The organism is Dactylosporangium siamense (assembly GCF_016862795.1).
Taxonomy (GTDB): domain Bacteria; phylum Actinomycetota; class Actinomycetes; order Mycobacteriales; family Micromonosporaceae; genus Dactylosporangium; species Dactylosporangium siamense.
The window spans coordinates 21000-36092 of record NZ_BONQ01000081.1; the positions used below are offsets into that span (position 1 = coordinate 21000).

Here is a 15093-nt window from a genome sequence, read left to right on the forward strand (position 1 = left end):
CACGACCCTCCGCCGGCACGCGCTGCCCCGAGGATTCACGAGGGGCGGTAGGCGAAGTCGGTGAACGACGCGGTGGCGCCGACGTTGCGCCACGTCGTCAGCAGGCTGATGAACGCCGTCGAGGCCCGCCCGGCCGGCGACGACACGGTCCGGCTGTCACCGGCCCGGTTGTTCACGGTCACCGTGACGGAGGAGGCGGTGACGACCACGGTGACGGCGTAGAACCCCGAACCGGGCGTCACCTGGTCCGTCCAGTGGTCGTTCTCGAGCACCGTGTTGTCGTTGACCTTCACCAGCTCGATCCAGCCGTCGCCGCAGACGTTGACGTATTCGTACGCCGTGCCGTCTCCGGTGGTGTGCACGGCCACCCCGCCGCAGCCACTGCGGTTGCTGGTCGTCTCCGGTCCAGCCATCCGGCCGACGGCGAACGACACCGTGTACGCCTCGGGCAGCCGCTGCCCCGACAGCGACATCCGCAGCTCGGCGTACGAGCGCAGGAACCCGTCGTCCCAGCCGACCTGCTTCTTCAAGGCCGTGGCGTCCGCCGCGCAGGTGACGTCGCCACGCACGGCCCGCCACTGCACGCGCGAGTCGGTCTCCTGGCAGCCCGGAGTGCCGCGTTCGACGGAGACCACCGGCCGGGCCGTCGAGCCGCCCGTCGGCGAGACGACGACCACCGGATTGGTGGCGGACGAGCTCGCGACGGTCGGGCCGGGCGTGGTCGGGGCCGCGGTGGTGGGGTCGGCCGATGCGGGCACGGAGATCGCCGGCCCGGCGCCGCTGCCCGTCTCCGCCTCGCCCCGAGGACCGCGCTGCTGCGACCAGAACAGCAGACCGGTGGCGATCAGGACCAGCAGGACGAGCGCTCCGGCGAGCAGCGGTGCGGAACGTCGCCGGGCGGGGACGGCGGGCACCGCCGGAGGAGATGCGGTCGGCCGAGACGGCCCGCCCGGGCGAGTCGGCCCGGTCAGGCGAGACGGCCCGGCCGGACGAGACGTGGTCGCCGTCGTCGGCCGGGTCGTCGCGGGCGGCGCCGGCGTCACAGCCGGCACGCCGGTCAGCGGCGCCTTGACCGGCGTCGCCGCCACGATTGGCACCCCCGTCGGTGGCGAGGAGACGGGCGGTGTGACGACCGGCGGTGCCGAGGCCGGCCGTGCCGAGACAGGCGGTGTGGAGGCCGGCCGTGCGGAGACGGGTGGTGCCGGCGCTGGCCGTGCGGAGACGGGTGGTGCCGGCGCTGGCCGTGCGGAGAAGGGTGGTGCCGAGGTCGGTGGTGTGGAGACGGGCGGTGCGGGGGCGGGCGGTGTGGAGACCGGTGGTGCGGAGGTCGGCGATGCCATCGCCGGTGCCGAGGCCGGCGGACGGGAAGGGGCCGCGGGGAGCGCGGATGTCGGCAGCTCCGTCGTGGCGTGCAGGCTGCCGTACGCCACCACGAGCTCCGGCTGCTCGATCACCGTCGGCGCCACCCCCAACGCCCGGTGCAGCAGTTGCGCCGCCAGCGGGATCCGGCTGGAACCGCCGACGAGCAGCACCCCGGCGAGTTCGTCCGCCGGCACGCCCGCGGCCTGCACGGTGGCCAGGGTCAGCGCGACGGTCCGGTCCAGATGGCCCCGCGCGGCCTGCTCGAACTCCTCGCGGGTGACGTGCGCGTCGACCTCCACCAGGGGAATGTGGACGTCGGCCGAAGCGTGCCGGCTCAGCTGTTCCTTCGTCGCCCTGGCGTCCAGCCACAGGAACCGCCGGGCGCGCTGGTCGGCGGTCGTCACCGGGTGGTCGAGCCGGTGCCACGCCTCGGGCGCCGAACCGGCGGTCGCGTCGCGCAACCGGGCGACGACCACGGCGTCGAGGTCGTCGCCGCCGACGTCGGCCAGTCCGTCAGCGGCGAGGACCTCCACCCCGTCGGCCGCCTGCCGCACGACGCTGACGTCGAACGTGCCGGCGCCGAAGTCGTACACCACCAGGCACTTCCCGGGAGGGAACGTCGCGCCGAGGACGGACGCGAAGTAGCCGGCGGCGGCGACCGGTTCGCGGATCAGCTTCACGTCGCCCAGCCCGGCCCCGCGCGCCGCCGAAGCGAGGACCGCGAGCCTCGTCCGGCTCCACGCGGCCGGGCAGGTCAGCACCGTTTCCGCGGGGTCGTCACCGCCCACCCGGCGGGCCTCCTCCAGCACCCGCCGCAGGACGGCGGTGAGCAGCTCGACGACCGGCACGGCACGGTCGCCGAGCCAGACGGTGTCGTCGTCGATGCGCTGCTTGGGGCTGGGTTCGAACGCGGCAGGATGGACGCCGGCCGAGCGCGCCGCGTCCGCTCCCGTCAACAGCTGCCCGCCGGCGCCCGCGAACACGGCCGACGGCAGCAGCGGGGACGCGTCGAACAGCAGCGCGCTGACCGGCCCGTCGCCGCGGCGCAGGCAGCCGACGGTGGTGGACGTGCCCAGGTCGATGCCGAGTCGGAGCATGTCAAAGCCTTTCGCCGGGGACGAACGGGATGTCGGCGACGACGGTGGTTCCCGACGGTCCGATGTGGATCTGCAGCACGCCGCCGAGGTGCTCGACGCGTTCCCGCATCGTGGTAAGCCCGACGCCGGACACCCATGGCCGGCGCGGTTCGCCGCCGTCGTCGACCGTGATCCGCAGCAGCGGCCCGGCGAGCACCCGGAGGTCGACGGCGGCGGTGGTGACGCCGGCGTGTCGGGCCACGTTGGTGACCGCCTCGACGATGACCCGGTAGGCGGCGACCTCGGCCGCGGCGGGCAGCGCGGGCAGCGGCCGGGGCGTGGTGACGTCGACCCGCAGCGCGTCGCCGTCGGCGTTGCGCAGGTGGGCGATCTGCTGCCGGACGGCGTTGACGAGGCCGAGCTCGTCGAGGGCGGCGGGCCGCATGCCATACACGATCCGGCGGATCTCGGTGATCGCATCGGTGGCGTCGCAGCGCAGCTGCCGCAGGATCTTCTCGGCCTGATCCGGTTCGGCGTGCAGGAGATTGGCGGCGGCGTCGGCGTTGTAGACGATGCCGGTCAGCGTGGGGCCCAGCCCGTCGTGCAGGTCGCGGCGCATGCGGCGGCGGTCGTCCTCCAGGGCGTGCACGACCTGTCCCCGTGAGGTGCGCAGCTGCTCGGCGAGCCGGTTCGCGCGCAGCAGCTGCGCCAGCGGCCCGGCGACCAGATCGAGCGCCGCGGTCGTGGTCGCCGGGAGCCGGGTCAGCTCGCCCGGCAACGCGACGACGAGGTCACCGACGTGCTCGGTGTCCGCGGTGAGCGCGGTGACGACGCCGGCCCGGGGCCCGAGGTGCCCGGCGGCCGCGATGACCTCGTCGCCCTGGCGTAGGACGACACCCGGCACGGCGAGGGCCGCGCGCAGCGTCTCCAGCCACTGCGTCGGCGTCGACCCGGCGGCCAGGTGGGTGCCCAGCTGCCCGAGCGCGCCGATCGGGTCGGCGCGTCCGCCGAAGAGCATCTCGTCCATGCTCGTGCGGACCCACCGCATGAGCGGGTGGAAGCTCGTGGCGACGGCGAGCGCCAGCACCAGCCGGACGCCGCGACCGGCCGGTGCGCCGGTGATCGTCTCGACGGTGGCCTCGCCGCCCTCGTAGCCGGCCGCGACCGTCGCCAGCGTGACCGTCAGGACCGCGCTGCGGTGGATGACCTCACGGACGTCGACCACCCGGGGATCGACCGAGGCGACCGCAACGGTCAGCGGCAGGCTGAGCGACAGCACCGCCATCACGACCGCGAGCGTCAGGGATCCCGCGTCGTTGAGGGCGACCGCCAGCAGCGCGCCGCCGGCCACGGCGACCGTGAGCCCGAGGATCAGCCACAGGAGTTGTCGGCGCTGGTCGCCGGAGGTCAGTTCGAACAGGATCCAGCCCTCGCCCAGCAGCAGCGCGGCCGCAGCGGTCGCGGCGAGCAGGGCGGTGCGGGTCGCGCCGGCGGTCACGGCGACCGCGGACACCGTCCCGGCGGCGAGCATGGTGCGGCCGAGGACGCGCATGAGCCGCGGCGACGGCTTCGGGTCGATGACGGCGAGCAGCGCCGACGGGACGACGACGAGGACCGCGGCGACCCAGACGCCGTCGGCCAGGTGGGGCCGGCCGGCCGCGTGCAGCAGCACCACGGCGAACATCGCCGCCGCGGCGAGCACCATCCACCGTCCCGGTCGCGACGACCGGTCCAGGGCCGTCACCACGCATCCGGCGGAGGCGAAGCCGATGCCCGCCACCAGTTGCCAGATCACCGCCCAGACCCGTCCGGGCGCCGCCGGGGCATACCAGAGCGCACCGAGCGCGGCGACGGCAAGCAGCCCGGTCCCGCCGATCGTCGATGCCGGCGCCCAGAGGACGCGGGCGGCGGTGGCGTTCATGAGACCGCCGGGGTGGGCCGGTCGTCGGCGCGACCCAGACCTTCCCGGCGGGCCCGCTCGATGGCCTCGGCGCGGCTGGCGACCCGCAGCTTCGCGAAGATCGTCGAGACGTGGTTCGAGACCGTCTTGGGAGTGACACCGAGGTCGGCGGCGATCGCGGCGTTGCCGTGGCCCTGCGCGACCCGGTCCAGGATGTCCCGCTCGCGTGGGGTCAGGTCCGGCAGGCCCGTGCCGGCCGGCTGCGCGGCGCTGAGGAAGCCGATCAGGCGGCCGGCGATCCCCGGACCGATCACCACGTGCCCGGTCACGACCGAGCGGACGGCGGAGAGCAGCTCGTCCTGGTGCGACCCCTTCAACAGGTAACCCCGGGCGCCGGCGCGCATCGCCGCCAGGACGCTGTCATCGTCCTCGAACATGGTCAGCACCAGCACCGCGACATCGGGGAGCAGCACCCCGAGCCGCCGGGTCGCCTCGATGCCGTTGAGGTCCGGCATCTGCAGATCCATGATGACGACGTCGGGGCGGGTCAGCTGCGCCTCGCGCAACGCCTGCGTGCCGGTGCTCGCCTCCGCCACGACCTCGATCCCGGGCAGCGACGTCAGCAGCGCGGTGATGCCCCGACGGACCACCAGGTGATCGTCTGCGATGAGGACGCGGATCGGCGCTGCATCGGCGGTCATGAGCTGATGATGGCGGCCGCACCGATGCGGTGGGACCCCCGCCGACCCGGGAATGTCCGGGAACCTTTCCCGGTCCGCCCGGGACGCCGCCCGATGCGGCCCGATCGTCGGATGCTCCAAGCTGTGTCACATCACGCACCGCTGGTAAGGAGCTGACCGTGGAGACCACCGTCAAGAACAAGATCGGCCTGACCCTGGCGGCACTGCTGGCGATCGGCGACGTCGTCACCCCGTTCACACCTCCGCTTGCCGCCGACGAGGCGACCAACGGCCCGCCGTTCGCGGTGATCGTCGCGGGAGCGGTCCTCGGCGTGATCACGCTTGTCTGCGCGGTCCACATGTGGCGCACCGGCAACCGGATCAGCGCGCGGCTCATCGCCGGCACCCGCATCCTGTCAGCCCTGTCCGCGATGCCCGCGTTCATCGTGTCCGGCATCCCGCCGATCGTCGTGGCGCTCGTTGCGGCCGGGGTACTGCTGACGGTCCTCAGCGTGGTGCTCGTCCTGTCCCGGCCCACCGGGGTGACCGCCGAGAGCTGAACCCGGCCGAGAGCTGAACTGTCCACCGAGAGCTGAACCCGGCCGAGAGCTGCACCGGCCGCACACCAACTGAAGTCATGCCACCGGGCCGCCTGCCGTCGCGCGGTTGCCCGGCATACCACCACGCCTTCGGGAGGCAACGATGCGGCTATTGCGGACCGTGCTGGCCACCGTGGCCCTGTTCGGCCTGTTCGGGGTGGTCTTCGGCGCCGACGACGGCGACGCGGACGAGGACCAGGTCGCCGTCGAGCTGGACGGGCTGCGCGGCTGCGGCGCGATGCGATCCGGCGACGGCCGCCGGGACTGCGTGCGGCACCTGCAACGGGTGCTGCAGGTGCGCGGCGCGCCGCTCGAACCGAGCGGCAACTACCTGGACGACACGACCAGATACGTGACCGAGTTCCAGACGGGGCAAGGGCTGCGGGCCGACGGCGCCGTCGACCGGCGGACCCTCGACGCCCTGACCGACCTGCCCGGCGACGGCCGCGGCTGGGACCTGCGTCGCGACTGCGTCTCATTGCGTGGCCCGGCCGGCACCGCGCCGGGTTCCGCCGGGGGCTGCGTCGTGACGTTGCGGGACCGGCTGGCCGGCCGCGGTGTCCCGGCCGGCCGCGGCGCCGACTTCGACGACGCCGCCACCGCGGCCGTGCGGACGTTTCAGCAGCGGGCCGGTCTGCCCGTCGTCGGCGTCGCCGGCCCGCAGACCCGCCTGGCGCTGTCCCTGCCACAACCGGCGTCCGGCGCCGTGGCATCGGGCTGCACCCCGCGCGGTTGCCTGATCGTCATCGGCCGCGCCTACACCCGTGACGCCGCCGCCGTGATCCCCGAGGACCCGTTCCTGCGCGGCGTGCTCGCGGACGTGATCAGCGGCATCGCCTGTGCCCAGGTCCGCGCCGTGCCCGCCGTCGCGGTCGGGTGCCAGGCGGTCGGCAGCTACATCGTCGACACCCTCGCCGAGGCGCTGAAGACCGCCGCCACCCGCGGTGCCTGCGTGCAGGTCAAGGTCGGCTACCCGGCCGGGCGGGACACGTGGTCACCGTTGAGCATCGCGCCCTACAACGGCGCCAACTGCCGGGACTGAGGCAGTGCGGTCACAACAGGCCGGCCATGTCCCACACGCGGGTCGAGCTGTCCAGGCCCCCGGTGATGAGGCGCGTGCCGTCCGCGGTCACGGTCAGGCAGTAGACGGAGGTGAACGTCGATGTCGCCAGCAGCTGGTAGGTTGTCGCGTCCCACAACCGCATCGCGTTGTCCGGATCCGTGGTGGTCACGATCCCCGCGCCGTTCGGGCCGAAGAGCACCTCCTTGACCTTCTTCTGGCCCGAGGCGACGGCCTTCAGTTCGGTGCCGGCGACGACGTCCCAGACGCGGAACATGCCGTCGGAGCCTCCGGAGACCAGCTTCGTCGCGTCAGGGCTGAACGAGACGCCCCGTGCGCCGTCGGTGTGGGCCTGCACGGTCCTGTTGAGGGCGCCGTTGGCGACGTTCCAGATCCAGACCTTGCCACTGTCCGCGGCGGCGGCGAGCAGCGTGCCGGACTTGTCGAAGGTGATGCCGCGCATGCCGTCACCGTTGGTGCCGAGGGTCAGCCGCTCCTTACGGGTGGCGACGTCCCACAGCACCACCCCGCCGTTTTCGCGCCCGACGGCGAGCAGGGTGCTGTCGGGGCTGAACTTGACCGTCGCGCCCGACCCGGCGTACCCGCCGCCGATCCTGCCGATCTGAGCCTTCGACCCGACCTCCTTGACGGTGACGCCGGCCTCGGCGGCGAACGCCACGACCTGGCCGTTCGGGCTGAGCGCGACGGTGTCGATCGTCTGCAGGGCGTTCCTGGTGTCGTGCAGGACCACGCCGTCCGTCTTGCCCTGCTGGCGCAGCCGGACGGTGCCGTCGAGGCTGCTGGTGGCGTACAGCGATCCGTCGGGCGTGACGCTGACCCCGGTCACGTAGCTGGCGTTGGCGTCGGTGATCTCGAGCTGCCGGAACTCCGGGATCCGCGGGGTCGGTGAGGCGGATCGGGTGGGGGAGGAGCCGCCGTCGTTCGGAGTGTTCCCGCCGTTGCCGGCGCCGGGGAGATAGATGGCGGCCGCGACGACCGCCGCGAGCACCACGACGGCGATCGCCACCCGGCGGCCCGGACGGTTCGGGGGCGGCCCCGGTAGCGCAGGCACAACGGCCGGTGACCGCACCGCCGTGCCGGCCGGTGCCGGCACCGCAGCGACACCTGGCTCCTCCGCGGAAGCGGCATCCGGCACGGCAGCGGGAGCGGCATCCGGTTCCGCAGCCGGATCGGCATCCGGCACCGCAACGGGAGCGGCGGCTGGCACGGCAGCGGGAGCCGGCTCCGGCACAGGTTCGGGCGGCGTCGCCGACGCCGGGGAGCCGAGCGTCACGTCCGACGGCACGAGCTGCACTGAAGGCTCCGCGACCGGGAGCCGCGGCGCCGGGTAGACGACGGGCAACGCCATCGATGCCGGCGCCGGAGCGACGCGCAGGCTGCCCTCGGCGACGACCAGCTCGGGCCGTTCCCGGACGACCGGCGCGACACCCAGGGCCTGGTGCAGCAGCGTCGCCGCGAGGGGGATGCGGGACGACCCGCCAACCAGGAACACGGCCCGCTCGGGTGCTTTCCCGGCGGCCCGGACGACGGCGCGGGTCGCGGTGACGGTGCGGTCCAGGATCGGCCGGGCGAGCTGCTCCAGCTGGTCCCGTCCGAGCGGCACGTCGGTGGCGAACAACGGCACGTGGATGAGCGTCGAGGCGGTCCGCGACAGCATCTCCTTGCCGGTCCGCACGTCGTCCCACAGCATCCGGGCCAGCCGCCGGTCCTCGCCGGTGACCGGCTGCGCCAGCCTGGCCCACCGCTCCGGGTCCCGCGACGCGAAGACGGTCCCGAGGTACGCGACGACGGCCGCGTCCACGTCGAGCCCGCCGGTGTCCTCCAGCCCCCGTTCGGCGAGCACCTCGAACCCGTCGGCGGTGCGGCGCACTACGGATGCGTCGAAGGTGCCGGCGCCGAAGTCGTACACCACCACCTGCGAACCGACGGCAAGACCCGCGGCGAACGCGTGGGCGGCGGCGACGGGCTCCGCGACCAGCGTGACGGTCCCGAGCCCGGCGGCGGCCGCGGCCTCAGCCAGCAGCCCGCGGCGGGCCGTTCCCCACCCGGCCGGGCAGGTGACCGTCACGTCCTCGACCGCCTCCCCGGCGACCCTGGAAGCCTCCACGGCAACCCGTCGGAACACGGCCGCGACCAGGACCACCGAGGAGACCTCGGCCCCGCCGAGCAGGACGGTGCCCTCGTCGATGACCCGTTTCGGGTTCGGCTCGAACGCCTCCGGCAGCGCCCGCGCCGCGTGCAGCGCGTCCCGCCCGACCAGCAGCTCCCCGTCCGCGGTCCGGCACACCGCCGACGGGAGCAGCTCCGAGCCGTCGAACAGCAGCGGCCTGGCCTGCTCCCCGCCGGTGGCGAGCACCGCGACGGTGTTGAAGGTGCCGAAGTCGATGCCGAGCCGGGTGCCTGCCACCCCGGAACTATATGGGGTCGGACGCACCCGGCTCGGCAACCATCAGGACAGTTGGATGGTCCACTGCTGGTTGGTGCCGCCGCCGTACGGCCACTGGATGACCTTGGCGCCGTCGGCGGTGGAGGCGGCGTTGACGTCGGCGGACTTGCCGCTGTGGCGGGCGGTGAGCCGGTAGTAGCCGCTGCCGGCGTCGGCGATGGTCCACTGCTGGTTCGCGGAGCTGCTGTAGGTCCACTGGATGAGCGGGGCGCCGTCGGCGGTGGAGGCCTGGTCGACGTCGAGGGCCTTGCCGCTGCCGGCGTTGATCACCTTGTAGTAGCCGCTACCGGCGTCCTGCAGGTACCAGCGCTGGTTGGCGGCGCCGGTGTAGGTGCGCTGGTCGATGGTGGTGCCGTCGGTGGTGCCGGCCGGGTAGACCTCCAGCGCCTTGCCGCTCTTGCGGTTGAGGAGTTGATACGTCCTGGTCGGGTCGAACGTGGCTGCGCTGCCGCCCGCGGTGATGACCACGTTGTACGCGTTGGCGGCGGCCAGGTTCGGCACGGTCACGGTGATCTGGCCGTTGGCGACGGTCGCCGTGGTGCGGGACAGCTGGGTGGGGCCGTTGGAAACACCCGCGCCCGAGTTCGCGAGGGCGGAGACGGTGACGGTGACGGTGCTGCCGAAGGACGCCGAGGCGAAGCCCTTGACGACGACGTCGGTGCTGCCGGCCGCGCCGCCGAGGATGACGCTCGCCTGCTGCTTGCCGTCGTCGAGCGAGGCGAGGGCCTGCAGGGCGCCGGTCTGGTTGGGCAGCGTCGTGCGGACCGTGCTGCCGGTCATGTTGCCGTACCAGTTGTAGAGGTACCAGGCGCTGGCCTTCTGGGTGCCGCCCGGGGTGAGCAGCTCGTTGAGGGTGCCGGCCGGGGTCCAGTACGCGAGGCAGCCGTACACCTTGCTGGTCTCGAAGCGGGACAGGTACTGCACCAGGTTGCCGGGGATGCCCATGTCGACGTTCTGCCGGCCGTACTCGTTGATGTTCACCGGCAGCCGGCCGATGCCCAGGTCGGACTCGATGCGGCGGTAGTCGTCGTAGTTGGTGTACCAGTTGGCCAGGGCCGCGTTGTCCAGCGCGTGCCAGGTGGTCATCTGCGGCACGACGTTGTTGTTCTTCGCGAAGGTGTAGAACGTGCGCATCGCCGCGCTGTTGTAGCTCAGGAAGTTCGGGCCGGCGATGACCGCGGTCGGGTCGATGGAGCGGATCCGTTGGTACGCGGCCTTCCAGTCGTTGAGCAGCTGGGTCAGCTTGGTGCCGCTGTTGGCGTACCAGATCCAGTCCGGCTCGTTGAACGGCACGTAGATGAACCTGCTGCGGTTCGGGTTGGCCACGACCTTGTTGGTGATAGCGGTGACGTGGTTGAGGTATTCGCTGATGCCGTTGTTCGGGTACGGCCACTGGGCGTAGTCGTCCTGCATGTAGATCATGACGGCCTTCCCGCCGGCCTGCAGGAAGTCGGGCGCCACGTCGAAGGCGTCACCCTCGGCGTGCTGCAGGCCGCCCGGCGGCTTCTGCCCGGTGTACTGGGGCTTGAGGCCGGCCAGCATCGACGGGCCGGGCTGGTTGTCGAAGGCGAGGCCGTAGAGCCAGCCGGTGGCGCCGTGCATGACCGCGCCGGTGCCGGCGGACAGGTCCACGGTGACGACCGGGTTGGCGGCGAGGCCGGGCACCGGCTGGACGACCAGCCCGAGCACGGTGGCGGTCACGCCCGTTACGAGGGCGCGCAGGAGGAAGGAACGTCGCCGCATCGAGCGGCTCCTTTCAAGCATGAAACCGGGCGTGGCGGGCGCGGTATCGAAGTCGGTGTGACGGAAGTGTGAGCGGTCACATCTGATGTGTCAAGCGACCATACATGAGATGAATCCGAGCGACGGACCGTGAAAGTTTCAGGTCTGTAGTGGTCTGTCCGGATTGATTCGTTGCTACATCGAGCCAGACGTCATATGTTCCCCGCGTTGGAACCCGCCAGTCCACAGTGGAGGAAACATCGTGAAACCCACCCGGCCGCGCCGTGCGCGTGGCTTCCTGGCGCTCGGCGCGGCGACCGTGCTCGCGGGCGTCGGCGCCGTCGTCATCCTGCCGGCCGCCGACGCCGCCACCGTCGACACCGGCGCCTACTACCAGCTCGTTTCCCGTTCCAGCGGCAAGGCCGTCCAGGTGACCGGCGGCTCCACCGCCGACAACGCCGCCGTGACCCAGGGCGACGCCGACACCGCGGCGGCCTATCAGCAGTTCCAGTTCGTCGACGCCGGCGGTGGGTACTACCGGCTGCGCGCCCGGCACAGCGGCAAGGTGCTCGACGTCGCGGCCCGGTCCACGGTGGACGGTGCCGACGTCGTGCAGTACACCGACAACAACGGGACCAACCAGCAGTTCCGGCTCGCCGACTCGGCGGACGGGGCGGTGCGCCTGGTGAACCGCAACAGCGGCAAGGTCCTCGACGTCTGGGAGAACTCGTCGGCCGCCGGCGCGCGGATCTCGCAGTACACCGACAACGACTCGGCGAACCAGCAGTGGCGGCTGGTCAAGCTCGGCACCGTGGACCCCGGGCCACCCGCGGGCGCGCGGCAGGTGGAGCGGCTGGACCGGGGCGTCACCAGCGTCCGGTCCGGCTCCGGGAACCTCGTCAGCTGGCGCCTGCTGGGCACCGACCCGGCGGCCGTCGCGTTCAACCTGTACCGCGGCTCGACGAGGCTCAACGCCGCACCGCTGACCGCGTCGACGAACTACCTCGACCAGGGCGCCGCCACCGACGCGTCCTACACCGTGCGGGCCGTCGTCAACGGCGCCGAGCAGGCCGCCTCGCCCGCCTCACTGCGCTTCACCGGCGGCGGCTACCTCGACGTGCCGCTGCAGGTGCCGGCCGGCGGCACCACGCCGAGCGGTGAGGCGTACACCTACTCGGCCAACGACACCAGCGTCGGCGACGTGGACGGCGACGGCCGCTACGAGTTCATCGTGAAGTGGGAGCCGTCCAACGCCAAGGACAACTCGCAGTCCGGGTACACCGGCAACGTCTACCTCGACGCGTACCGCCTCGACGGGACCCGGCTGTGGCGGATCGACCTGGGCCGCAACATCCGGGCCGGGGCGCATTACACGCAGTTCCAGGTGTACGACTATGACGGCGACGGCCGGGCCGAGGTCGCGGCGAAGACCGCCGACGGGACCCGCGACGGCCGCGGCACGGTCATCGGCAGCGCGTCCGCCGACCACCGCACGTCCGGCGGCTACATCCTGTCCGGCCCCGAGTACCTCACCGTCTTCAACGGGCTCACCGGCGCCGCGATGTCCACAGTGGACTACGTGCCGGCGCGCGGGACCGTGTCGGCGTGGGGTGACTCCTACGGCAACCGGGTCGACCGCTTCCTGGCCGGCACCGCGTACCTCGACGGGAAACGGCCGAGCCTCATCATGTCGCGCGGCTACTACACCCGGACGGTCATCACCGCGTGGGACTTCCGCAACGGCGCGCTGACCCGGCGGTGGACCTTCGACAGCAACACCGCCGGCAGCCAGTACGCCGGGCAGGGCAACCACCAGCTGGCCGTCGCCGACGTCGACGCCGACGGCAAGGACGAGATCGTCTTCGGCGCCATGTGCGTCGACGACAACGGCGCGGCGCTGTGGAACACCCGCAACGGCCACGGCGACGCCCTGCACGTCGGGGACCTCGACCCGGCCCGGCCGGGCCTGGAGGTGTTCAAGGTGTCCGAGGACGCGTCGAAGCCGAGCTCCTGGTTCGCCGACGCCCGAACCGGGCAGATCCTGTGGTCCACCCCCGCCGCCGGCGACAACGGCCGCGGCGTCTCCGACGACATCTGGGCCGGCAGCCCCGGCGCGGAGTCCTGGTCCGCCGCCGGCGGCGACGGCATCCGCAACACCAGGGGCACGATCGTTGGCCGCAAGCCGTCGTCGATGAACTTCACCGTCTGGTGGGACGCCGACCCGGTCCGGGAACTGCTCGACGGGACCAGGATCGACAAGTACGGCACGTCCGGGGAGACCCGGCTGCTGACGGCCGCCGGGGTCTCGTCGAACAACAGCACCAAGTCGACCCCGAACCTGTCCGGCGACCTGTTCGGCGACTGGCGGGAGGAGGTCGTCTGGCGCACCTCGGACAGCCGGGCCCTGCGCGTCTACAGCACCACCAGCCTGACCGACCGGCGGATCCCGACGCTCATGCACGACGTGCAGTACCGCACCGCGATCGCCTGGCAGAACACCGCCTACAACCAGCCGCCGCACCCGAGCTTCTTCATCGGCAACGGCATGACCACGCCGCCGCAGCCGTCGGTCTACACCCCGTGAACCCGTTCTGAACCGTCTGCTCGGATGGCCCGCGGCGCCCGCCGCGGGCCATCCGCCGTTTCCGGAGACCGTCAGCGTCATTCATCCGACTTTTGGGGGATGCCGCCGTGGTCCGGGTTTCGTCACAGCGCGCAAACTCGTTGTTTCCCAAGCAGCGGGAGATGGCTCTGGACGTCCGGGTTGCGGTCAGGGTACAAATACATCAGATGTTCGTCGTGAGTGATGCGGTTCGCGCCCTCACGTCCCCCCGAACGACGCGTGCCGCGAGGCGGCGCCGATCAACATTCCAGGAGCACCGGTGACTGAGCGCATCTCGTCTGTGGACACCTTTGACGTGCGGTTTCCCACATCACGTCACCGGGACGGTTCGGATGCGATGAACCCGTTCCCGGACTACTCCGCGGCCTACGTGGTGCTGCGCACGACGGCCGGCGCGGAGGGCTTTGGTCTGATCTTCACGGTGGGCCGCGGCACGGAGATCGAGGTCGCCGCGGTGCGGTCGCTCGCCGGGATGGTGGTCGGCGCATCGGTCGAGGAGCTGATCGCCGACCCCGGCGCCCTGGCGCGGCGGATGATCGGCGACAGCCAGATCCGCTGGCTCGGCCCGGAGAAAGGCGTCGTGCACATGGCCGCCGGTGGGCTCGTCAACGCGGTCTGGGACCTGGCCGCCCGGCGGGCCGGGAAGCCGCTGTGGCAGCTGCTGGCCGGCATGACACCGGAGGCGCTCGTCGCTCAGATCGACTTCCGGTACCTGCGTGACGCGCTCACCGAGCACGAGGCCGTCGCGTTGCTCCGCGGTGGTGTGTCCGGGCGCGAGGAGCGCACGCGGTTGCTGCTCGAGGAGGGGTATCCGGCGTATACCACCACGCCCGGCTGGCTCGGCTACGACGACGACAAGCTGGCCCGGCTGTGCAAGGAAGCGGTCGACGACGGCTACGAGCTGATCAAGCTGAAGGTCGGCGGCGACCTGGCCGACGACGTGCGCCGGATGGGGATCGCCCGGCAGGCGGTGGGGCCGAAGATCCGCATCGCGGTGGACGCGAACCAGATCTGGGGCGTCGGCGAGGCGATCGCGTGGATGCGAGAGCTGCGGGTGTTCGACCCGTACTGGATCGAGGAGCCGACGTCCCCGGACGACATCCTGGGCCACGCGGCGGTGCGGCAGGGCGTCGCGCCGGTCCTGGTGGCGACGGGCGAGCACGTGCACAACGCCGTGATGTTCAAGCAGTTGCTGCAGGCCGGCGCGCTGGACGTGGTGCAGATCGACGCCTGCCGGGTCGGCGGGGTGAACGAGAACCTGGCGATCCTGTTGCTGGCGGCCAAGTTCGGCGTGCCGGTGTGCCCGCACGCCGGCGGGGTCGGGCTGTGCGAGCTGGTGCAGCACCTGGCGATGTTCGACTTCGTGGCGGTGTCCGGGTCGACCGACAACCGGGCGATCGAATACGTCGACCACCTGCACGAGCACTTCGTCGACCCGGTCCGGGTCAGCGCCGGCCGGTATCTGGCGCCGACGGCACCGGGGATGAGCGCGGAGATGGTCGCCGGTTCGGTGGCGGCGTACCGGTTCCCCGACGGCCCGGAGTGGGCCGCGGCGACGGCCGCCTGAAACCCCGGTATGCGACCGAGGCGCGGGCCACGATTGC

At 72.4% G+C, this 15093-nt stretch carries 9 protein-coding genes; 4 read left to right on the forward strand and 5 right to left on the reverse strand.

Going from position 1 to position 15093, the window contains the following annotated elements; translation table 11 throughout:
• Positions 1 to 35: 35 nt before the first annotated feature.
• Genes Dsi01nite_RS25515 through Dsi01nite_RS25525 form a run of 3 tightly spaced genes read right to left on the reverse strand, consistent with a single transcriptional unit; the run spans position 36 to position 5039 of the window.
• Positions 36 to 2459, reverse strand: a complete 2424-nt coding sequence (locus Dsi01nite_RS25515) for an Hsp70 family protein (protein WP_203848784.1) — start codon at positions 2457 to 2459, stop codon at positions 36 to 38.
• Position 2460: 1 nt separating this feature from the next.
• Positions 2461 to 4359, reverse strand: a complete 1899-nt coding sequence (locus tag Dsi01nite_RS25520; protein WP_203848785.1) for a sensor histidine kinase — start codon at positions 4357 to 4359, stop codon at positions 2461 to 2463.
• Positions 4356 to 5039: a response regulator gene (locus Dsi01nite_RS25525; protein ID WP_203848786.1), complete on the reverse strand. Its 684-nt coding sequence runs from the start codon at positions 5037 to 5039 to the stop codon at positions 4356 to 4358. Before Dsi01nite_RS25525 ends, Dsi01nite_RS25520 begins: the two co-directional genes overlap by 4 nt.
• 158 nt (positions 5040 to 5197) lie before the next feature.
• Between Dsi01nite_RS25525 and Dsi01nite_RS25530 the strand changes: the two genes are divergently transcribed.
• Both Dsi01nite_RS25530 and Dsi01nite_RS25535 read left to right on the forward strand, forming a co-directional pair.
• Positions 5198 to 5578: a hypothetical protein gene (locus tag Dsi01nite_RS25530; RefSeq protein ID WP_203848787.1), complete on the forward strand. Its 381-nt coding sequence runs from the start codon at positions 5198 to 5200 to the stop codon at positions 5576 to 5578.
• Positions 5579 to 5720: 142 nt separating this feature from the next.
• Positions 5721 to 6659, forward strand: coding sequence for a peptidoglycan-binding domain-containing protein (locus tag Dsi01nite_RS25535; protein WP_203848788.1), 939 nt, complete (start codon positions 5721 to 5723; stop codon positions 6657 to 6659).
• 10 nt (positions 6660 to 6669) lie between these two features.
• On the opposite strand, the gene Dsi01nite_RS25540 is transcribed toward Dsi01nite_RS25535, so the two are convergent.
• Together Dsi01nite_RS25540 and Dsi01nite_RS25545 are read right to left on the reverse strand one after the other, a co-directional pair.
• A complete protein-coding gene (locus Dsi01nite_RS25540) occupies positions 6670 to 9105 on the reverse strand; it encodes an Hsp70 family protein (protein ID WP_203848789.1) in 2436 nt (811 codons plus the stop codon).
• 42 nt (positions 9106 to 9147) lie between these two features.
• Complete coding sequence (locus Dsi01nite_RS25545) at positions 9148 to 10887, reverse strand: RICIN domain-containing protein (RefSeq protein WP_203848790.1); 1740 nt, start codon at positions 10885 to 10887, stop codon at positions 9148 to 9150.
• A gap of 241 nt (positions 10888 to 11128) precedes the next feature.
• On the opposite strand from Dsi01nite_RS25545, the gene Dsi01nite_RS25550 reads away from it, so the two are divergent.
• Both Dsi01nite_RS25550 and Dsi01nite_RS25555 read left to right on the forward strand, forming a co-directional pair.
• Positions 11129 to 13450 carry a rhamnogalacturonan lyase family protein gene (locus Dsi01nite_RS25550; RefSeq protein WP_275423415.1) on the forward strand — a complete coding sequence of 774 codons (2322 nt, stop codon included), beginning with the start codon at positions 11129 to 11131 and terminating at the stop codon, positions 13448 to 13450.
• A 376-nt stretch (positions 13451 to 13826) separates the two neighbouring features.
• The gene (locus Dsi01nite_RS25555; protein ID WP_239136163.1) at positions 13827 to 15056 is read left to right on the forward strand and encodes an enolase C-terminal domain-like protein; all 1230 of its coding nucleotides are present in this window, start codon (positions 13827 to 13829) and stop codon (positions 15054 to 15056) included.
• Positions 15057 to 15093: the final 37 nt, after the last annotated feature.

Excerpts from the sequence above, each read along its gene's own strand:
- Dsi01nite_RS25515 (WP_203848784.1), bottom strand. The coding sequence starts at position 2,459 with ATGCTCCGACTCGGCATCGACCTGGGCACGTCCACCACCGTCGGCTGC.
- Dsi01nite_RS25520 (WP_203848785.1), bottom strand. The coding sequence starts at position 4,359 with ATGAACGCCACCGCCGCCCGCGTCCTCTGGGCGCCGGCATCGACGATC.
- Dsi01nite_RS25525 (WP_203848786.1), bottom strand. The coding sequence starts at position 5,039 with ATGACCGCCGATGCAGCGCCGATCCGCGTCCTCATCGCAGACGATCAC.
- Dsi01nite_RS25535 (WP_203848788.1), top strand. The coding sequence starts at position 5,721 with ATGCGGCTATTGCGGACCGTGCTGGCCACCGTGGCCCTGTTCGGCCTG.
- Dsi01nite_RS25545 (WP_203848790.1), bottom strand. The coding sequence starts at position 10,887 with ATGCGGCGACGTTCCTTCCTCCTGCGCGCCCTCGTAACGGGCGTGACC.
- Dsi01nite_RS25555 (WP_239136163.1), top strand. The coding sequence starts at position 13,827 with ATGAACCCGTTCCCGGACTACTCCGCGGCCTACGTGGTGCTGCGCACG.